Annotated in this window: 19 protein-coding genes and 1 tRNA gene; 11 read left to right on the top strand and 9 right to left on the bottom strand. The window is 72.0% G+C overall.

Translation table 11 applies throughout. The features are described 5' to 3' along the window. Positions 1-167: 167 nt before the first annotated feature. The 7 genes from rho to QIT00_RS01095 all read right to left on the bottom strand — a co-directional run bounded on the left by rho (position 168) and on the right by QIT00_RS01095 (position 9,193). The gene (rho, locus tag QIT00_RS01125) at positions 168-2,180 is read right to left on the bottom strand and encodes a transcription termination factor Rho (protein ID WP_282533093.1); all 2,013 of its coding nucleotides are present in this window, start codon (positions 2,178-2,180) and stop codon (positions 168-170) included. Between the two features lie 385 nt (positions 2,181-2,565). Next, entirely contained in the window at positions 2,566-3,483 is a 918-nt protein-coding gene (gene thrB / locus QIT00_RS01120) for a homoserine kinase (protein ID WP_282533092.1), read from the bottom strand. Positions 3,484-3,769: 286 nt separating this feature from the next. After that, positions 3,770-4,849, bottom strand: a complete 1,080-nt coding sequence (gene thrC, locus QIT00_RS01115; RefSeq protein ID WP_282533091.1) for a threonine synthase — start codon at positions 4,847-4,849, stop codon at positions 3,770-3,772. A 13-nt stretch (positions 4,850-4,862) separates the two neighbouring features. Then, a complete protein-coding gene (locus tag QIT00_RS01110) occupies positions 4,863-6,155 on the bottom strand; it encodes a homoserine dehydrogenase (RefSeq protein ID WP_282533090.1) in 1,293 nt (430 codons plus the stop codon). Positions 6,156-6,283: 128 nt separating this feature from the next. After that, a complete protein-coding gene (gene lysA / locus QIT00_RS01105; protein ID WP_282533089.1) occupies positions 6,284-7,675 on the bottom strand; it encodes a diaminopimelate decarboxylase in 1,392 nt (463 codons plus the stop codon). Positions 7,676-7,688: 13 nt separating this feature from the next. After that, entirely contained in the window at positions 7,689-8,690 is a 1,002-nt protein-coding gene (gene nrtL, locus QIT00_RS01100) for an ArgS-related anticodon-binding protein NrtL (protein ID WP_282533088.1), read from the bottom strand. A 98-nt stretch (positions 8,691-8,788) separates the two neighbouring features. Continuing rightward, positions 8,789-9,193: a response regulator gene (locus tag QIT00_RS01095; protein ID WP_408909686.1), complete on the bottom strand. Its 405-nt coding sequence runs from the start codon at positions 9,191-9,193 to the stop codon at positions 8,789-8,791. 210 nt (positions 9,194-9,403) lie between these two features. Between QIT00_RS01095 and QIT00_RS01090 the strand changes: the two genes are divergently transcribed. From QIT00_RS01090 to QIT00_RS01075, 4 genes are all read left to right on the top strand, one after another. After that, positions 9,404-9,475: transfer RNA gene (locus QIT00_RS01090), tRNA-Arg, on the top strand. Between the two features lie 290 nt (positions 9,476-9,765). Further along, positions 9,766-10,398, top strand: a complete 633-nt coding sequence (locus QIT00_RS01085; RefSeq protein WP_282533086.1) for a YceI family protein — start codon at positions 9,766-9,768, stop codon at positions 10,396-10,398. 57 nt (positions 10,399-10,455) lie between these two features. Next, on the top strand, positions 10,456-10,833 hold the full coding sequence (locus QIT00_RS01080) for a hypothetical protein (RefSeq protein ID WP_282533085.1): 378 nt from the start codon (positions 10,456-10,458) through the stop codon (positions 10,831-10,833). 161 nt (positions 10,834-10,994) lie between these two features. Beyond that, on the top strand, positions 10,995-11,816 hold the full coding sequence (locus QIT00_RS01075; RefSeq protein ID WP_408909685.1) for a putative protein N(5)-glutamine methyltransferase: 822 nt from the start codon (positions 10,995-10,997) through the stop codon (positions 11,814-11,816). An 11-nt stretch (positions 11,817-11,827) separates the two neighbouring features. Here the strand turns inward: QIT00_RS01075 and ku are convergent, their stop codons facing one another. Further along, a complete protein-coding gene (gene ku / locus QIT00_RS01070; RefSeq protein WP_282533083.1) occupies positions 11,828-12,904 on the bottom strand; it encodes a non-homologous end joining protein Ku in 1,077 nt (358 codons plus the stop codon). A 109-nt stretch (positions 12,905-13,013) separates the two neighbouring features. Between ku and ligD the strand changes: the two genes are divergently transcribed. The 3 genes from ligD (at position 13,014) to QIT00_RS01055 (ending at position 15,468) form a co-directional block, all read left to right on the top strand. Continuing rightward, a complete protein-coding gene (ligD, locus tag QIT00_RS01065; protein ID WP_282533082.1) occupies positions 13,014-13,913 on the top strand; it encodes a non-homologous end-joining DNA ligase in 900 nt (299 codons plus the stop codon). Further along, positions 13,910-14,827, top strand: coding sequence for an ATP-dependent DNA ligase (locus QIT00_RS01060; protein ID WP_282533081.1), 918 nt, complete (start codon positions 13,910-13,912; stop codon positions 14,825-14,827). The genes ligD and QIT00_RS01060 overlap by 4 nt, the downstream gene beginning before the upstream one ends. A 212-nt stretch (positions 14,828-15,039) precedes the next feature. Then, a complete protein-coding gene (locus tag QIT00_RS01055; protein ID WP_282533080.1) occupies positions 15,040-15,468 on the top strand; it encodes a DUF4440 domain-containing protein in 429 nt (142 codons plus the stop codon). Between the two features lie 32 nt (positions 15,469-15,500). Here the strand turns inward: QIT00_RS01055 and QIT00_RS01050 are convergent, their stop codons facing one another. Continuing rightward, positions 15,501-16,304, bottom strand: a complete 804-nt coding sequence (locus QIT00_RS01050; RefSeq protein ID WP_282533079.1) for a nuclease-related domain-containing protein — start codon at positions 16,302-16,304, stop codon at positions 15,501-15,503. Positions 16,305-16,622: 318 nt separating this feature from the next. Here QIT00_RS01050 and QIT00_RS01045 point away from each other — a divergent pair, with 318 nt between their 5' ends. The 4 genes from QIT00_RS01045 to QIT00_RS01030 are packed head-to-tail and all read left to right on the top strand — an operon-like array spanning position 16,623 to position 19,661. Further along, positions 16,623-16,943: a hypothetical protein gene (locus QIT00_RS01045; protein WP_282533078.1), complete on the top strand. Its 321-nt coding sequence runs from the start codon at positions 16,623-16,625 to the stop codon at positions 16,941-16,943. A 44-nt stretch (positions 16,944-16,987) separates the two neighbouring features. Continuing rightward, the gene (locus tag QIT00_RS01040; protein WP_282533077.1) at positions 16,988-17,611 is read left to right on the top strand and encodes a sortase domain-containing protein; all 624 of its coding nucleotides are present in this window, start codon (positions 16,988-16,990) and stop codon (positions 17,609-17,611) included. A 29-nt stretch (positions 17,612-17,640) separates the two neighbouring features. Next, positions 17,641-18,393 carry a hypothetical protein gene (locus QIT00_RS01035; protein WP_282533076.1) on the top strand — a complete coding sequence of 251 codons (753 nt, stop codon included), beginning with the start codon at positions 17,641-17,643 and terminating at the stop codon, positions 18,391-18,393. Beyond that, positions 18,390-19,661 (top strand): sensor histidine kinase, encoded by a 1,272-nt coding sequence (locus QIT00_RS01030; protein WP_282533075.1) that lies wholly within the window; start codon positions 18,390-18,392, stop codon positions 19,659-19,661. The genes QIT00_RS01035 and QIT00_RS01030 overlap by 4 nt, the downstream gene beginning before the upstream one ends. Positions 19,662-19,691 lie beyond the last annotated feature (30 nt).

Genomic DNA, 19,691 nt, shown 5'->3' with positions numbered 1-19,691 from the left:
CACCTGCACGGTCACGGTACGGAGCGGGCCTCGCGAGCCGCTTCTGAGAGGCCGCTGACCTGTGGCAAAGGTCTCGCGTGACCTCCTCGTCACCACGGCGTACGACAAAGGTCCCGCCCCCTGCCACGAACCGTGGCAGGGGGCGGGACCTTGAGCGCGGGGCCCGATCAGTCGTTGCCGTTGCCCGGGGTGGGCGTGGTCTTGGCGATCTGCATCAGGAACTCGGCGTTCGACTTCGTCTGCTTCATCTTGTCGAGGAGCAGCTCGATCGCCTGCTGCGAGTCGAGCGCGTGCAGCACCCGGCGCAGCTTCCAGACGATGTTCAACTCCTCGCCGTTCAGGAGGATCTCCTCCTTGCGGGTGGAGGAGGCGTCGACGTCGACGGCCGGGAAGATGCGCTTGTCCGAGAGCTTCCGGTCGAGCTTGAGCTCCATGTTGCCGGTGCCCTTGAACTCCTCGAAGATCACCTCGTCCATGCGCGAGCCGGTCTCGACGAGCGCGGTGGCGAGGATGGTCAGCGAGCCGCCGTCCTCGATGTTCCGCGCGGCACCGAAGAAGCGCTTCGGCGGGTACAGCGCGGTCGAGTCGACACCACCGGACAGGATGCGCCCGGAGGCCGGGGCCGCGAGGTTGTACGCACGGCCGAGGCGGGTGATCGAGTCGAGCAGGACGACCACGTCGTGACCCAGCTCCACGAGACGCTTGGCGCGCTCGATGGCCAGCTCGGCGACGGTGGTGTGGTCCTCGGCGGGGCGGTCGAAGGTCGAGGAGATGACCTCGCCCTTCACCGACCGCTGCATGTCGGTGACTTCCTCGGGCCGCTCGTCGACGAGGACGACCATGAGGTGGCACTCGGGGCTGTTGTGCGTGATCGCGTTGGCGACCGCCTGCATGATCATGGTCTTGCCGGTCTTCGGCGGCGCCACGATCAGGCCTCGCTGGCCCTTGCCGATCGGCGACACGAGGTCGATGATCCGCGTGGTCAGGATGCCCGGGTCGGTCTCCAGACGCAGCCGCTCCTGCGGGTACAGGGGCGTCAGCTTGGTGAACTCCGGGCGGCCGCGGCCGGTTTCGGGCGCCATGCCGTTCACGGAGTCGAGGCGGACGAGGGCGTTGAACTTCTCGCGCCGCTCGCCGTCCTTGGGCTGACGGACCGCGCCGGTGACGTGATCGCCCTTGCGCAGACCGTTCTTGCGGACCTGGGCGAGGGAGACGTACACGTCGTTCGGGCCGGGCAGGTAGCCCGACGTACGGATGAACGCGTAGTTGTCGAGGATGTCCAGGATGCCCGCGACGGGGATCAGGACGTCGTCCTCGGACAGCTGCGGCTCGCCCACGTCGTCACGGCCGCGACGGCCACGACGGTCGCGGTAGCGGCCGCGGCGACCGCGCCTGCCACCCTCGAACTCGTCGTCATCCTGGCGGTCTTGACGGTCCTGACGGCCGCCACCGCCGCCCTGCTCCTTACGGCCCTGGTTGCCGCCCTGGCCACCCTGGTCGTCGCCCTTGTTGCGGCGGTTGCGGTCGCGGTCGCGGCGGTTGCCGCGGTCACCGCGCTCGCCCCGGTCGCGGTCACGGCCGCGGCCCTCGGCGCTGTCGGCGGCGCCCTCGGCACGGGAGTCCGAAGCCTCGCTCTTCGCCTCGGACTTCGACTCGGCCTGGCCCTCCGGGGCACCGGCCTCGGCGGTGGCGCGACGGCGGCCGCGGCGCTCGCCGGCGGGGGCGTCGTCGGAGGCCGGCTGGCCCGGGATGTCGATCTGCTGCTGGGCGGCCGGCTTCTCGGCCTTCTCCGCCTTGGCGGGCTTCTCGGCCTTCTCGGCCTTCGCGCTCTCGGCGCTCTCGGCCTCGCCGGTACGGGCCTTGGAGGTGGCCCGGCGCTTGGGCTTGGTCTCGGCGTCACCCGTCGACTTGGCCGGGGCGGAGCCTCCGGCGGCCTGCGCCTCCTTGATGACGTCGATCAGCTGGCTCTTGCGCATACGCGCGGTGCCCCTGATCCCGAGGCCCGATGCGACCTGCTGAAGCTCGGCCAGCACCATGCCCTCGAGGCCGGTGCCGCGGCGCCGCCGCGTGCCGGCCGAAGCACCGGTGGCAGGCGCGGCAGAGGCGTCCGTGGCGGGCGCGCCGGCGGTGTCGACCGCGTTGTCGGCAGTCACGCCCATCAGATCGGTGGTGTCGCTCACGAAGGGTCCTTCCCTGGAGCGGACGTCGGCCTGTCTGGCTCGGCGACCGGTTGTGCTGTCCGGCGGGTGCCTGTGTGGTGCGGACCTGCCGGGGCGGTGGTCCCGCCGGAAGTGGCGGAAGAATTCATTGGTGACGGCGCTTCCCGAATCCGTGACACCGGTCGTGCTGGGTCACTCTGCTCGGTTTCACACCGGCTCCGGAGCGTGCTCAATGCCACTCGATGCGTGGCATCGAGCAGTTCGGGGGCTCCCGGAAGAAGGTCTGTCCCCTGCTTACCTGACAGGGACACGAGGCACCACGCCGTGCAGGCGTCTGGTGCAGACTTGAGGTTAACACTACCGGATCCAACAAATATTCCCCCTCTCTTGCTCCGGCATTCGCGTATCAGGGCGCAAGCGGCAGCACGCTCGCACCTGTCGCGTCGAGGGCGAGGCGGTTGGCCGCCCAGCCCTCGCCCGCGAGGAGTGCGACCTTGTCGGCCGCACTGCGCTCGGCCAGCGCCAGGACCGTCGGGCCCGCGCCGGAGATGACCGCGGGGACGCCGTCCGCGCGCAGCCGCTCCACCAGGGCGGCGCTCGAAGGCATGGCGGGGGCGCGGTACTCCTGGTGCAGCCGGTCCTCGGTGGCCGCGAGCAGCAGCTCGGGGCGCCGGGTGAGCGCCTCGACGAGCAGGGCGGCCCGGCCGGCGTTGGCCGCCGCGTCCACGTGCGGGACGGTGCGCGGCAGCAGTCCGCGGGCGGTCTCGGTGAGTACCGGCTTGCCGGGTACGAAAACCACCGGTACGACGGAATCGGCGGGGTCCATCCTGATCGCGCGCGCCGATCCGCCCTCCATCCAGGAGAGCGTGAAGCCGCCGAGCAGGCAGGCGGCGACGTTGTCCGGGTGCCCCTCGATCTCGGTGGCGAGCTCGAGCAGCGCGGTGTCGTCGAGCTTGGCGTCACCGCCTATGGTCACGGCCCGCGCGGCGACGATGCCGGCGCAGATGGCGGCGGACGAGGAGCCGAGACCGCGGCCGTGCGGAATGCGGTTGGCGCAGACCACTTCGAGGCCGCGGGGCTGCCCGCCGAGCAGGTCGAACGCGGTGCGCAGGGAGCGTACGAGCAGATGCTTCTCGTCGCGCGGGAGGGTGTCGGAGCCCTCCCCTGCGATGTCGACGTGCAGACCGGAATCGGCCACCCTGACCACGACGTCGTCGTACAGACCCAGCGACAGGCCCAGGGCGTCGAAGCCCGGGCCGAGGTTGGCGCTGGTGGCGGGGACGCGCACCCGGACGGCGGCGGCGCGGAAGGCGGGACCGGCCATCGGCTCGATGACTCTCCTTGTTGAGCTGCGAGTTCGTGATTCGCAAGGGGAACGACAGAGTTACGGAAATACCCGAAGGCCGCTACCGGCGGCACCGCGGCACATGCGGCGGGGCGGGTTCGGTACAGCCTATCGAAGGAAGGTTGAGTGGCGACATAGGGCGCACAGGAGGCGCACGATGCGTGTCGTAAGCCCCCTGTGCACCCCCTGTACGGGAATGCGGGCTATGCCCGAAGGGGCATCCGCTCGAAGGGATGCCCCCAACAGGCGCCACTCGCACGGGGAGTTACGCCAGGCCGAGGCGCTCAGCCGCGGCCGCGGCGTCGACCGGGACCGTGACCGGCTGCGGGGCGCCGGCGACCGCCCAGTCCGGGTCCTTGAGGCCGTTGCCGGTGACCGTGCAGACGATGCGCTGCCCCTTGTCGAGCCTGCCGTCCTCGGCGGCCTTCAGCAGACCGGCGACCGACGCGGCCGACGCGGGCTCCACGAAGACACCCTCACGGGAGGCCAACAGCTTGTAGGCGCGCAGGATCTGACGGTCCGTGACCTCGTCGATGAAGCCGCCCGACTCGTCCCGCGCGGCCTCCGCGAAGGACCAGGACGCGGGATTGCCGATGCGAATCGCGGTGGCGATCGTCGAGGGGTCCTTGACGACCTCGCCGCGCACGATCGGCGCCGAACCGGAGGCCTGGAAGCCCCACATGCGCGGCGTGTGCGAGCTGAGGCCGTCGGCCGCGTACTCCTTGTAGCCGCGCCAGTAGGCCGTGATGTTGCCGGCGTTGCCGACCGGCAGGACGTGGATGTCGGGGGCGTCGCCGAGCCGGTCCACGATCTCGAACGCGGCGGTCTTCTGGCCCTCGATACGGACCGGGTTGACCGAATTCACCAGCGCCACCGGGTAGTTCTCGCTCAGGCCGCGGGCGAGCACCAGGCAGTCGTCGAAGTTGCCGTCGACCTGGAGGATCTTCGCGCCGTGCACCAGGGCCTGGCCCAGCTTGCCCATGGCGATCTTGCCCTGCGGGATGAGGACGGCGCTGACCACGCCGGCCTTGCCCGCGTACGCGGCGGCGGAGGCGGAGGTGTTGCCGGTGGAGGCGCAGATGACGGCCTTCGCGCCCTCCTCCTTGGCCTTGGTGATGGCCATGGTCATGCCGCGGTCCTTGAACGAACCGGTGGGGTTGGCACCCTCGACCTTCAGGTGCACCTCGCAGCCGGTGAGCTCGGACAGGACCTCTGCGCGGACGAGCGGAGTGCCGCCCTCGCCGAGCGTGACCACGGGCGTCGTCTCGGTGACGGGGAGACGGTCGCGGTACTCCTCGATGATCCCGCGCCACTGGTGGGCGCCGGTGCGGATGGCGGGCTGCATACCCATCGTTCCTCTACTCCCCTTCAACACGCATGATGCTGGCGACACCACGCACGGTGTCGAGCTGCCGCAGAGCGTCGACGGTGCCGGTGAGGGCGGCGTCCGCTGCGCGGTGGGTGACGACGACGAGCGATGCCTCGCCGTCCTTCCCCTGCTGGCGCACCGTATCGATCGATACGCCGTGCTCGGCGAAGACCGTCGCGACCTGGGCGAGGACGCCCGGCTTGTCGGCCACGTCGAGGCTGATGTGGTACCGCGTCACGACCTCGCCCATCGGGCTCACCGGCAGGCGGGTGTACGCGGATTCGCCGGGCCCGGTGGCACCGGCGAGCTTGTTGCGGCAGACGGCCACGAGGTCGCCGAGGACCGCGGAGGCGGTGGGGGCGCCGCCCGCGCCGGGGCCGTAGAACATCAGCTGCCCGGCCGCGTCGGACTCCACGAACACCGCGTTGTACGCCTCGCGGACCGAGGCCAGCGGGTGGCTGAGCGGGATCATCGCGGGGTGGACGCGGGCGGTGACGGACGCGCCGTCGGCGGCGCGCTCGCAGATCGCGAGCAGCTTGATGGTGCAGCCCATTTCGTTCGCGGACGCGAAGTCGGCGGCGGTGACCTCGGACATGCCCTCGCGGTACACGTCGTCCAGGCGCACGCGCGTGTGGAAGGCGATACCGGCCAGGATCGCGGCCTTCGCGGCGGCGTCGAAGCCCTCGACGTCGGCCGTCGGGTCGGCCTCGGCGTATCCGAGGGCGGTGGCCTCGTCGAGCGCCTCCTGGTAGCCGGCGCCGGTCGAGTCCATCTTGTCGAGGATGAAGTTCGTGGTGCCGTTGACGATGCCCATGACGCGGTTGATCTTGTCTCCGGCGAGGGACTCGCGCAGCGGCCGGATCAGCGGGATGGCACCGGCGACGGCGGCCTCGAAGTAGAGGTCCCGGCCGTTCTCCTCGGCGGCGGCGTGCAGGGCCGCGCCGTCCTGGGCGAGCAGCGCCTTGTTGGCCGAGACGACCGAGGCACCGTGCTCGAACGCGGTGGTGATCAGCGCACGAGCGGGCTCGATGCCGCCGATCATCTCGACCACGACGTCCAGGTCGCCCCGTTTGACCAGGGCGGTGGCGTCGGTGGTGACGAGTTCCTTGTCGATGCCCTCGCGCACCCGGTCGGGGCGGCGGACGGCCACGCCCGCCAGCTCCACCGGGGCGCCGATCCGGGCCGCGAGGTCGTCGGCGTGCGTCGTCATGATGCGCGCCACCTCGGAGCCGACAACCCCGCAGCCAAGCAGCGCGACCTTCAGCGGACGCGTACGCATCATCCGACCTCACTTCTCATTACATCTACGGTTGCACCAGTCTCACCCACCGGAACGAGGTTTCTACCCTCGGTCCGGATCGTGAGACGGAAATTTCACGGGGCGGTCGGTCCCGCCCCGCCGGACCTCGGTCATCCGACGTCCAGACGCAGGAGATCCTCCTCCGTCTCACGCCGCACGATCACTCGGGCCTCACCGTCCTTGACGGCGACGACCGGCGGGCGCAGCGCGTGGTTGTAGTTGCTCGCCATGGAGCGGCAGTACGCCCCCGTCGCCGGCACCGCGATCAGGTCGCCGGGTGCCAGGTCCGCGGGCAGGAACGCGTCCTTCACCACGATGTCACCGCTCTCGCAGTGCTTGCCGACCACCCGCACCAGCATCGGCTCGGCGTCGGAGCGGCGCGACACGAGGGCCACGGTGTACTCGGCGTCGTAGAGCGCGGTGCGGATGTTGTCGGACATGCCGCCGTCCACGGACACGTACGTCCGCAGGCCTTCCAGCGGCTTCACCGTGCCGACGCGGTAGAGCGTGAAGGCGGTCGGGCCGACGATGGCGCGGCCCGGCTCGACCGAGATGCGGGGCGTGGCAAGGCCCGCGGCCTCGCACTCCCGCGTCACGATCTCGCCGAGCGCCTTGGCGATCTCGTGCGGCTCGCGCGGGTCGTCGTCCGAGGTGTACGCGATGCCGAGGCCGCCGCCGAGGTCGATCTCGGGCAGCTCGACGCCGTGCTCGTCCCGCACCTCGGCGAGCAGCTGCACGACGCGGCGCGCGGAGACCTCGAAGCCGGCCATGTCGAAGATCTGCGAGCCGATGTGCGAGTGGATGCCGATCAGCTCAAGGCCGTCCAGCTTGAGCGCCCGTCGTACGGCCTCGGCGGCCTGGCCGCCCGCGAGCGCGATGCCGAACTTCTGGTCCTCGTGGGCGGTGGCGATGAACTCATGGGTGTGCGCCTCGACGCCGACGGTCACGCGGATCTGCACGCGCTGGCGCTTGCCGAGCCGCTCGGCGGTGTGCGCGACCCGCACGATCTCCTGGAAGGAGTCGAGCACGATCCGCCCGACGCCCGCCTCGACGGCCCGCTCGATCTCCTCGGGGCTCTTGTTGTTGCCGTGGTACGCGATCCGCTCGGCGGGCATGCCCGCGGCGAGCGCGGTGGTCAGCTCGCCGGCGGAACACACATCGAGGTTGAGCCCTTCCTCCTGCAGCCAGCGCACGATGGCGCGGGACAGGAAGGCCTTGCCGGCGTAGAAGACGTCGGCCTCGGTGCCGAACGCGTCCCGCCAGGCGCGGCAGCGGGCGCGGAAGTCGTCCTCGTCGAGGAAGTACGCCGGGGTGCCGAACTCCTCGGCGAGCCGGGCGACTTCGATGCCGCCGACGCTGACGGCGCCCTCGGTGTCGCGCTCGACGGTGCGCGACCAGACCTTCGCGTCGAGGGCGTTGAGGTCGGCGGGCGGCGCGGTCCAGTGGCCTTCGGGCAGGACATCGGCGTGACGGGGCCCGGCGGGGTGTGCGGAACGGCTCATGATGCGGTCTCTCTCACAGATGTTCGGGTGCGCTGATTCCGAGCAGGGTCAGGCCGCCGGCGAGCACCGTCCCGGCGGCTTCGGCGAGCGCGAGCCGGGCCCGGTGGGCGGCCGAGGGTTTCTCGTCGCCGAGCGGGAGGACGGTGTGCTGGTACGCGAGTACGGCATCGGCCCCGCCCACGAGGTGCCGCGCGAGCCGGTCGGGGGCGCGGTGGTGGGCGGCGGCTTCGAGTACGGAGGGGTGGTCGGCGAGGAAGGCGAGGAGCGGCCCGTCCACTTCCGCTTCCGCCGGCTCCGATTCCGCTTCCGTCGGCTCCGGGGCGAACCCGAGCTCGGCGGCGTTGCGGAGCAGGGCCCGCACCCGCGCGTGCGCGTACCGCACCCGGAACAGCGGGTTGTCCTCGGTCTGGGCGAGCAGCGCGTCCGTGAAGCGCGGGGTCTCCTGCGCCGGGCCGCTCAGCATCGCCCACCGGGCGGCGTCCGCCCCGTACCGCTCGAACACGTCTCCCGCGCCGCGCGGTACGGGCGCGACGCGCGGCGTCCGGTCTCCTCCGGGGACGACCCCGGCGCGCGCGCCGAGCGTGCGAAGCAGCCGTACGACGGCGTCGGTGACGATCCCGGCCCGCGTCTCGTCCACGGGCGCGAAGCCGAATTCCCGCCCGGCGAGCAGATCAGCGCGCCCGTAGGCCTCGCGCCGGGCGAGGACGTCTCGTACGACCTGGCTGCCGCTGGTGTCGCCGAGGGTGAAGTTCAGAAAGCCGGGGCCGGTGATCTCGACGTCAGCGATGCCCGGCTCGTCCGCGAGTGCCGTGCTCAGCAGCTCGGCGACCTCGCGCGGCGGGCGTCCGGCAGGCCCCGCGAGTTGCAGCGCGACGTTGCAGGCGAAGTCCCCGCGCCCGCCGGGCCGCGGCCGCTCGACCACGACGCGTGCCGGGACGACCACGCTCAGCTTCTCGTCCTCGACAGCGCGGCGCACGGCGCGCAGCACGGTACGGGAGAGGTCGGCGGGGGTCACGGGACAAGCGTATGGGAGGAGGGGGGTGGGTAGGCGAACCGGTTTCGCTGTCTTCTTGCGATGTGGACGGCGGGCCCGGCCCCGCTCCGCCCGTCCGGTCACCGCCGGGTGCGCCCGCCGGCCCCTTCGGTCCGCTCCCCGTCGGCCTCTCCCCGCCGCCCGTGCTGCCTCAACTGCCGTACGACCCTGAGGAGTTCGGCCGGCTCGAAGGGCTTGCTCAGGAAGGCGTCGACCCCTACGGCGAGGGCGCTCTCCACCTCGTACTGCCCACAGGCGCTGATGATCGCCACCGGCACGGCCCGCGTCGACGGTTCGGAACGCAGCAGCGCGGCCGTCCGCAGCCCGTCGAGCCGGGGCATCACGACGTCCAGGGTGATCACATCGGGGCGCACCTGCTTGACGACGTCCAGGCACTCGGCACCGTCGGCCGCGGTCACGACCTCGAAGCCCTCAAGTTCGAGATTGACCCTGATCAGCTGCCGGATCACCTTGTTGTCATCCACAACAAGCACCCGGCCGGACGCCCCTGGCACAACTCGAGAGTAGGACCGCGACCACCCCCGCGTCCGGGTTTTCCCTACTTCCGCCCCGGAGGGGGTACACCCCCTCCCACCTTGACGCACCGCCCCCGACCACCCGCCCAAATACCCGTTCCTGGCCACCCTCGTGAAGCTGGTAGGGTTCTACCCGTCGCCGCGCCAGCCGCGGTGAACGCCCCCGTAGCTCAGGGGATAGAGCAACGGCCTCCGGAGCCGTGTGCGCAGGTTCGAATCCTGCCGGGGGCACCTTGGATCAGGTGCCGAAGACCCCGCCATCAGCGAACGCTGAGTGCGGGGTCTTTTTCGTTATCTCCTGACGCCTGTGCCCGTGACGGCCGGGCACAGGACCAGCCCCCTCACTATGCGTGACCAGTCGCCGCCCGAGGGTGCGTTCACATCATGTCGATCTTGTGCTTCTTTGCTGCCCGGGCCATGGAAGACGGACGTCGGCGCCCATCTCGCTCCCTGGAGTCTGCCTAGAGTCTGCGCGGGGCGTGTAACACTGCGTAACCAGATTCGAAGGAGAGTACGGCCTCATGGGCATATTCAGCCGTCGTCAGACCGCCACCGTCGAGCGGCCGCAGGCCGAGGGGGCCCCGGTCGGTGGTGTTGCGCTCGATCCTGCTCTTCGGGCGCTGACCGGGCACTGGAGCATCGACGCGCCGCACAGCCGGATCGGGTTCTCCGTGCGGCACGCGATGGTCACGACCGTGCGGGGTGCGTTCGGTGACTACGACAGCGCCCTGTACTTCGACGGGGACCGGCCCTCCGAGTCGCGGGCCGAGCTCGTCATCCGGGTCGCGAGTGTGGACACCGGGGTCGATCAGCGGGACGCGCATCTCGTCGGTACGGACTTCTTCGACGCGAACCGCTTCCCGGAGATGGCGTTCCGCTCCACCTCCGCCGTGCACGAGGGCGGGGAGAGCTTCCGTATGACGGGGAACCTCACCATCCGCGACGTGACCCGGCCCGTCGACCTGCAGCTCGACTACCTCGGCTCGGTCCTTGACCCCTTCGGCTACGAGCGGGCGGGATTCGACGGGACCACCACCATCGACCGCACCGACTGGGGGCTCGTCTACAACCAGCGGCTCGCCGCGGGCGGCACGATGGTGAGCGAGAAGGTGCGGCTGCAGTTCGACATCTCCGCGGTGCGGTCCGCGGCCTAGGTACGAACCAGAGGTTCGGCACCGGGAACATGTTGCTCGGTCTGCGACGCTGGGCGCATGCTGCTGCCCCTCGCGTACGAGAAGACCGAGCTGCTCGAAGTCGTCCGGATCGGCGACCCGGCGGGGGCCTTGCGGTGGGATCGGCTGGTCGGCGAGGACGTGGCCATCTGGGGCGGCGAGCAGGCCCGACAGGCACTGACCCGCGTGGGTGAGCTGCCGGGCGGCGACAACCACCGCTGTTTTCTGCCGGGTTGGGGCCTGCGGGCGCACAGCGGTGTCGGGCTGCTTTTCGAGGTCGCTCTCTGCTTCCGTTGCCACTCCGCCCGCACCTGGGCGGACGGCCTCTCCGCGGAGCTGCGGTTCCAGGGCTTCGACGCCGAGAGCCCCGTCGCCCGCGAGTTGCTGGATCGGCTCCGCGACTGTGTGTCCGGGTGAGACGGCGCCGCTCCGGTAGGGTTGCTTGTCCACGCAGTGATCAGGCAACGGGAGGTGAGACCCATCAACGCTGCAGCAAGTCGGGTGCTCTTTCCTCGTCGTGGTGTGGCCGCCGGGTGGCGGCGGCCTTGAGGGTGCCCTTTCACTTCGCGTAAAGGTGCATGTCCTTCATGGTTTCTCCCTCTCACACCGATGTCTCGTCCGCTGTCTCGTCCTCCGTCGTCGATCAACTGCGGCGGGCCGGTTGTGTGTTCGCCGAGGACGAGGCTCGGCTCATTTTTTGCGTGGCCCGGGACGAGGGCGACGTCCGCGTCATGGTCGAACAGCGGGTGCGCGGGCTGCCGTTGGAGCAGGTGGTCGGGTTCGCCGAGTTCTGCGGGCTGCGGGTCGGCGTCCAGGCCGGGGTGTTCGTGCCGCGGCGGCGTACGGAGTTTCTGGTGCGGCAGGCGCTCGACGTGCTGCCCGAGCAGGGGGTCGTACTCGATCTCTGCTGCGGGAGCGGCGCGCTCGGCCTCGCCGTCGCGGCGGGCCGCCCGGTCGGGGAGGTGCACGCCGCCGATATCGACCCCGTCGCCGTGGCCTGTGCGCGGCGCAATCTCGCCCGGGTCGGCGGGCAGGTGTACGTGAGCGATCTGTACGCGGGGTTGCCCGAGCGGCTGCGGGGGCGGGTGGACGTGCTCGTCGTGAACGCCCCGTACGTACCCAGCGGCGAGATCGGGCTGCTGCCGGCCGAGGCGCGGGAGTACGAGCCGCTCGTCGCGCTCGACGGCGGGGGCGACGGGGTCGAGGTGCAGCGGCGGGTGGCCGCCGAGGCCGGCGCGTGGCTCGCCCCCGGCGGGCGGCTGCTGATCGAGACCAGTGAGCGGCAGGCGGACCGGACCGCGCGGGCCATGGTGGACGGAGGGCTTGTCGCTCGGGTCGTGGCCGATGCGGAGTTCGGAGCCACCGTGGTCATCGGGGTGGCGCCCCGTGCGGCGACCTGAGCGGCGGGCCCTTACGCCGACGTCTTCTTGCGCGACGTGGCGGCCGCGGTGGACTTCTTCGCCGCCCCGGCCTTCTTCGCCGCCGCCGTCTTCTTCGTCGCCGAGGTCTTCTTGGCCGCCGTCGAGGTGGACTTCTTCGTCGAGGACGAGGCCGTCTTCGATGCCGTCTTCGATGCCGACCTCTTCGCGCCCGAAGCCGTGGACTTCTTTCCGCCCACGGCCTTCGGGGTCGCCCCCGCCTTCGGAGTCGCCTGCGCCTTCTTGCGCGTACGGCTGATGGGCGTGACCTTCGCCGGTTCCGCCTCCTCGCCGCGGGCCGCCTGGGCCGCCGCGACCGAGCTCTCCAGGGCGGCCATCAGGTCGATCACCTTGCCGCCGCCGGGGGCCGCCTCGGGCGCCTTCGCGGGTTCGGTGCCCTCGACCTTCGCGGAGATCATCTCCTCGACGGCCTCGCGGTAGTCGTCGTGCAGGGTCTCCAGGTCGACCTCGCCGAGGGTCTCCATCAGGGCGTCGGCGAGGTCCAACTCCGCGTCCCGTACGGTCACTTGGGTGTCGGGGGCGACGTCCTGCGGGGCGCGGATCTCGTCCGGCCAGAGCAGGCCGTGCATGGCGATCGCCTCGTCGACGACGCGCAGCATGCCGAGGCGTTCCCGGCCGCGCAGGGCGAACTTGGCCACGGCGACCTTCTTGCTGCGCTTGAGCGCCTCGCGCAGCAGCGTGTACGGCTTGGCGGCCGGGACGCCGTTCGCGGCCAGGTAGTACGCGGCGTCCATCTGGAGCGGATCGATCCGTTCCTGCGGCACGAAGGCGACGATCTCGATGGTCTTGGCCGTCGGGATGGGGAGCGACGCCAGGTCCTCCTCCGTGATGGGGATGATCGAGCCGTCGGCGTCCTCGTACCCCTTGCCGATCTCGGCGGCCGAGACCTCCTTCTCGTCCACTTCGCAGACCTTGCGGTAGCGGATCCGGCCGCCGTCGGTGGTGTGGATCTGACGGAAGGAGACGTTGTGGTTCTCGGTGGCGTTGACGAGCTTGATCGGGATGCTGACCAGGCCGAAGGAGATGGCGCCGTTCCATATGGATCGCACAGTGAGAACCCCTTAATGCCTCTTACGTGAATGCCTCTTACGTGATCGACCACTGCCCCCGGCACGCGAGCGATTCGCCCGTTATGTCCGTTCAGGTCATCCTCATCGTATGACGCCGATCACAGAGGTGGAGGGGCGGCGCCTGGCGCTCACCAATCTGGACAAGGTGCTGTATCCGTCCGCCGGGTTCACCAAGGGCGAGGCCGTCCACTACTACGCGACCTGCGCCGGAGCCCTGCTCGCGCACCTGTACAACCGCCCCGTCTCCTTCCTGCGCTTCCCGGACGGGCCGGACGGCCAGCGGTTCTTCACGAAGAACGTGCCGCCCGGTACGCCCAGCTGGGTGCGTACCGCCGACATCCCGCGCCGCAGCGAGGAGGGCACCGCGACCTTCGTGCTCGTCCAGGACATGGCGAGCCTGATCTGGGCGGCCAATCTGGTGACCGAGTTCCACACCCCGCAGTGGCAGGCCGACTCCCCCGGGACGGCCGACCGGATGGTGTTCGACCTGGACCCGGGCGCGCCCGCGACGATCGTGGAGTGCTGCGCGGTCGCGCTCTGGCTGCGCGAGCGCCTGGAGGCGGACGGGCTGCACGTCTACGCGAAGACCTCCGGCTCGAAGGGCCTGCACGTGCTCGTGCCGATCGAGCCGACACCGTCCGAGAAGGTCACCGCGTACGCGAAACAGCTGGCCGTCGAGGCCGAACGGGAGCTGCCGGGGCTCGCGCTGCACCGGATGACGCGGAGCCTGAGGCCCGGCAAGGTCTTCGTCGACTTCAGCCAGAACGCGGCCGCCAAGACCACCGCGACCCCGTACACCCTGCGGGCCCGCGCCGAGCCGACCGTGTCCGCGCCCGTGACCTGGGACGAGATCGAGGGCTGCGAGGAGCCGGGCGAGCTGTCCTTCCTCGCCACGGACATCGCGCCCCGGCTCGCCGAGTACGGGGATCTGCTCGGCCCGCTGATCAACCTCAACCGGGCCCGGAAGCTGCCCCGGGGCTTCCGGTGACGCCGCCTCCCGCACAGCCGCCGCTGCCGCCGGTCCGGGTCGCGCTCGCGGAGTCCGTGGCGGAGCTGCCGACGGAGGGGCCGTGGGCGTACGAGCCGAAGTTCGACGGGCACCGGCTCGTGCTCTTCCGGGGCGCGGGCCCGCGCGAGGTGCTGCTGCAGGCGCGGTCCGGGCGGACGGTGACGGCGGCCTTCCCCGACCTGGCCGAGGCGGCGCGGGCGCTGCCGCAGGGGACGGTGGTCGACGGCGAAGTGGTGGTGTGGACCCAGGGGCGGATCGACTTCGCGGCCGTGCAGCGGCGGGCGGCGGCCACGCCGGGGCGCGCGCCGGAGCTCGCGCGCACGCTGCCCGCCTCGTACGCCGCGTTCGACCTGCTCGCCGAGGCGGGCGCGGACCTGCGCGGGCGGGCGTACGGCGAGCGGCGTGAGCGGCTCGTCGCGCTGCTTGCGCCGCTCGGGCCGCCGCTGCAGCCGGTGCCGATGACGACGGATCCGGAGCTCGCGGCCGTCTGGTACGAGTCGCTGCGCGCGACCGGCGTCGAGGGCCTGGTGATCAAGCGGCTCGACCAGACGTACCCGAGCGGGCGCCGGGCCTGGCTGAAGCTGCGGCACAGCGACACCCGGGACGCGGTCGTCGTCGGCTTCACCGGCAGCCGGGCCCGGCCGCAGGCGCTGGTCCTGGTGCTGCCGGGGGACGACGACCCGCTGCTCTCAAGCCCACTGGCCCCGGCGGTCCGGGCGCGGGCCGCCGAGTTGCTGCCCGCGTCGGACGGGGAGGCCGGGATGAACGCGATCGGGTTCGGCGACATCACGTACCGGACCGTGCCGGCGGAGCTCACAGTCGAGGTCCGGCAGCAGGCGACGCGGCACCGGACGGCGGCGGTGGTGCGGTTCCGGGGCGGTGGGGCGGAGTGATCGCCGACCCCTGCGAGCCGGACCCCTGCGAGCCGGACCCCTGCGAGCCGGACCCCTGTGAGCCGGACCTCTGTGAGCCGGACCCTGCGAGCGTGAGCCGGATCACCATTAATCAAGTTTGACTAATGCCCGTACGCGGCATACCTTTCCTCAAGTAGTCAAGCTTGACCAATCAGTCCGATCGCTGAGCCGAACCTGCCGGAGGAGCCTGCATGACCGTTCTGCCCGACACCGGATACACCCCCACCGCCGAGGAGCGGGCGAGCCTGGACGCCTGGTTCGCCGAGTACGACGCAGCGAGCGCGCGGCGGGACATCGAGCGCATGGCCGACCTGGCGGTGTTCCCGCTCAACCTGGTGAGCGACAACTCCGCGGGCGACGGCCGGTCGGCGCAGTGGGACCGCAAGCAGTTCGTGGAGACCATGACCCACGTCATGGGCGAAGGCGGCGAGGACATCACGTTCGAGTCCGTCCGGACACCGGTGTTCCTGTCCGGCGCCATGGCCGTGGTGTTCACCGACTCGACCATGACGGCGGAGGGGCGGACGCAGCAGCTCAGGTACGCCGACATCCTGATCAGGCGCGACGGGAAGTGGGCGTTCCAGACGATGCTGCAGGGCGGCTGGGGCGACAACCTCTAGCCCGACCCGTACAGCCCCGACCCGTCCGCCGCTCAGACCCGCGACCAGGTGTGCCGGTCGCGGGCCTGGGCGTACAGGGCGTCGATATCGGCGGGCTTGAGGAGGCCGCCGCTCGCCGCCAGGGAGGCGAGCTCGGCCGACGGTACGACGCGGACCTCGCGGGAGGGACGGGCCCGCTCGATCCGGGCGGCCTCGACCACGGCCAGGACCGGGCGCACCTCGACCGTCAGCGCGAGAGACGCCCGCTCCGCGTCGTACGCGAGACCCCGAAGGAGTGGCTCCGGTTCCGCCCGGCCCACCGCGACGTACGGCGCCTCGATCCGCACCCGGCGCTTGCGGGCGTACAGGCTGCGCAGGCAGTACACGCCGCCGGGCCCGATCAGCAGGTGGTGCAGGCGGGCGCCGCCCGGCAGGGGTACGGAGTGCAGGGCGCGCCAGCCCGCGCCGTCGAGCCGGTCCAGGGCGTCGCCCACGGCCTGCTCGGCGGCGAGTGCCGGGCGGCGCGGGTCGGCGCGGAGCCGGCGGGGCGGGCCCGGCGCCCGGTCGAGGTCGACGAGGAGGGCCTCGCCGGGGCGGTTCGGGGCGAGGTCGTCGTCCGGGAGCAGGGCGAGACCGGCCAGCTCGGCGGCGGTGGGCAGGGGCGGCGGGCCGACCGTGACGGGGCCGGTGAGGAAGGGCGCGAGCGCGTCCAGGACGCTCTGCCGGTGCTCCTCCCGCAGCAGGCTGACCCGGCCCGTCCCGCGCTCGTAGCTGGCGACGTTCCTGCCGTCCGGCAGCAGCACGTGGTAGAGCTCCCTGCCGTGCCGCCGGGCCGGCACGACGCGCAGTGCGGACATGTCGCCTCACCCCCAATGACCATGGGAACAGCTGCGGGGCGGGCGGGCAACAACGGGCCGGTGAAGAGGGGAAGTTGGGGGGCGGCGCCCTGGGACGAGCGCGATGCGGCGCCCTGGGCCGCGCGCGGAGCCCGGCCCGTACCGCGGTAACCGCGGTAACCGCACCGCCTGCACAGCTACGGCCCGCTGTTACAAAGCCGCCGAATCGCCGCAATAGCGGACACCTAGCTTGATTGCAGTCGCCGCGATCCGGCGGCCTGACCTGCAAGTCCGAGCCGGAAGGGGTCCCTCGTGCCCGTAGAGCCAGGAGCGCCCGTCGTGCCCGTGGTGCCCGTCGTGCCCGTGGTGCACGCGGTGCGCAGCCGTCGCCGCGCCCTCGTCCGTACCGTCGCCGTGACCGCCGCCGTGAGCGGTGCCCTGCTGCTGCCGGCCGCGGCCGCGATCGCGGACTCCGGTGCGCAGGAGTCCGCCGCGGCGACGTCGGCCGCTGCGACGTCCACGGCGGCGGCGGACCCCGACCCCGATGACGCCGCGCCCGCCCGTCACCCGGCGCTCGTCGCCGCCGGTGGCGGTGTGGCGGCCGCCGGTGCCGCCGGGCTCGGCTTCGCGCTGTCGCGGCGCGGCCGCACCGACGGCTGACCTCCCCTCGCCCCCTCCCGTCCCCCTCCCCTCCCGGAGTCCTCATGAGCACACCCGTCGCCTCCCGCCGTGCCCGGTACGCCGCCGCGTCCGCGCTCGTACTCGCCGTGGGCGGTGGTCTCGCCGCCTGCGGCACGGCCTCCGGCAGCCCGGCCCCCGACCTGACCGTGCGGAGCACCGCCACCGCGCAGGCCGCGAACGCGGCGCAGCCGCTGGAGCGCTCGGTGCCGACGGGCCTGCGCATCCCCGCGATCGGCGTCGACGCGAAGTCGATGCTCGACCTGGCGGTGGACCCGAAGACCCGAGAACTCGGTGTGCCGCCCGTCGACCGCGCGAACGAGCCCGGCTGGTGGGCGGACGGCCCCGCGCCCGGCGAGAAGGGCGTCGCGATCGTCGTCGCGCACTACGACACCGCGAACGGACCCGCCCTGATGAAGGACGTGGGGCGGCTCAAGGTCGGCGACATGGTCGAGGTGCCGCGCGAGGACGGCTCGACGGCCCGGTTCAAGGTGTACGAGATCAAGCAGCTGAACAAGGGCAAGGTGCCGGACGAGACGTACACCGAAGCGAAGAAGCCCGCCGAACTTCGTATTCTGACCTGTGGCGGTCAGATCAAGGACGGCCACCGTACGGACAACGTCATCGTCTCCGCCGACCTCGTCCCGTAACGGAATCCGCAGCAGCAGTCTGGAGTGCCGTGTTCCGAAGCCGCCGGGGGCGTGGCCACGCCGTCCTGCTGCTCCCCGCCCTCGGACTGCTGCTCGCGGGCTGTGGCAGCGCGGGCAGCCTGGAGAGCGCGGGCCCCACGCCACAGGCGGTCGGCCCGGCCCGGCTCTGGCCCCAACTGCCGCCCACGAAGAGCGAGTACCCGGACGACGGCGAGGCCGTGGTCGAGGTCGTGGAGGGCATCGACGTACCCGGCCGCGATCTGCGCAAGGTCGACCCGCTGGCCGTCGTCAGGGCCGACCTGGCCGCGCACCCGCGCACGGACAGCGGGCCCGACGGGATGCCCGCCGACACCGCAGCGGCCATCGGTCGCTGCCCCGCGGACAAGAAGCCCGACCAGGCGGTAGGCGGCTGCCCGGTGCTGCAGGCGTACTACCGGGACCTGACCGGCAGCGGCAAGGACGAGCTGATCGTCGGCATCCGGTTCTCCCAGGGCGCCCTCGGCATCCGCGTGTACAGCCTCGACCAGGGCCGGCTCATCCGGATCGTGTCGACCGCCGAGGAGGTCACCCGCGTCGAACTGGCCGGCCGTGACCTGATCGTCTACGAGCCCGCGCAGAGCCCAGGCTACGAGTTCCGCTACGCCTGGTCCTGGGACGCGCGGCAGCGCGCCATGCTGCCCGCCCGGATCGAGATCGTCCGCGTCGGCCGCGACGGCAGCCCGCAGCCCGACGAGCCCCCCTCCGGCTCGGCCACGCCCTCCGGTGCGGCGGACCGGCCGTGAGGCTGCGCCCGCCCGCCTGGACGGCGACGCTCACCTGGAAGGCCGCACTGTTCATCACGGTGATGTGCTGTGCGCTCGCCACCCTGCTCGGCGTGCTCGTGCATGTCGCGGTCACCCGGCAGACCGTCGACAACGCCCGCGAGAAGGCGCTCACGAAACTCGGCGACGTCACCCGCCTGTACGAAGCCGGGGACCGGCTCCCGCCGGGCGCGGGCCTCGACCCTCCGGGCCTGCCCGCGTCGCTGCGCGCGCTGGCCGCCGAGGGCCGGCGCGGCACGCTCGTCGCCGACCACCACGGCCGTCCGACCATGTGGGCCGCGGGCCCCGCCGACGGCGGCCGGGCCATCGCCGCCGAGATCGACTACAGCCAGGGCGCCCGGACCATCGACGGCCTGGACCGGGCCATCGCCGGGTCGGCCGTGCTCGCCATCGGCGCGACGCTGCTCGTCGGGGCGTTCGCGGTGACCCGGGTGACGCGGCGGCTGCACCAGACGGCGACCGTGGCCCGCCGGATCGGCGCCGGTGACCTGGACGCCCGCGTCGGCGACCCGCGGACGAAGGACCCCTCGCGCGCCCAGGACGAGGTGGCGACCGTGGCCGGGGCACTCGACACCATGGCCGCGACGCTGCAGGCCAAGCTGGAGAGCGAGCAGCGGTTCACCGCCGATGTGGCGCACGAGCTGCGCACCCCGCTGACCGGCCTGCACGCGGCCGCCGAACTCCTGCCTCCGGGGCGCCCGGCGGAGCTCGTACGGGACCGGGTGCAGACGATGCGGGTGCTCACCGAGGACCTCCTGGAGATCTCCCGGCTCGACGCCCGGCGCGAGCAGGTCGACCTCGACTGCCATCCGCTCGGCCCGCTCGCCGAGCGCGCGGTACGGGCCACGGGCACGGACACCGAGGTGCGGATCGTGCGGGAGGTGTGCGTGGAGACCGACCGGCGGCGCCTGGAGCGGGTGCTCGGCAACCTCGTCGCCAACGCCCACAAGCACGGTCGTACGCCGGTGCTGCTCACCGTCGACGGCCCGGTCCTCTCGGTCCGCGACCACGGCGACGGCTTCCCGGCGTATCTGGTGGAGCACGGCCCGCAGCGGTTCCGCACGGAGGGCGGCGCGCACGGCCACGGCCTCGGCCTGACCATCGCGCTCGGGCAGGCGCGGGTTCTGGGGGCGCGGCTGGAGTTCGGCAACGCGGCGGAGGGCGGGGCGGTGGCCACGTTGACGCTGCCGTACGTTCCGGAGGAACCGGGGTGCGGGGCGGCTGAGTAATTTTGCGGCCCTCCGGCGTTTGAGGGGGCC

It is taken from the genome of Streptomyces luteolus (assembly GCF_029968015.1).
Lineage (GTDB): Bacteria > Actinomycetota > Actinomycetes > Streptomycetales > Streptomycetaceae > Streptomyces > Streptomyces luteolus.
Note: the sequence above shows the minus strand (reverse complement) of the source record. Positions and strands in the feature narration are given on the sequence as shown.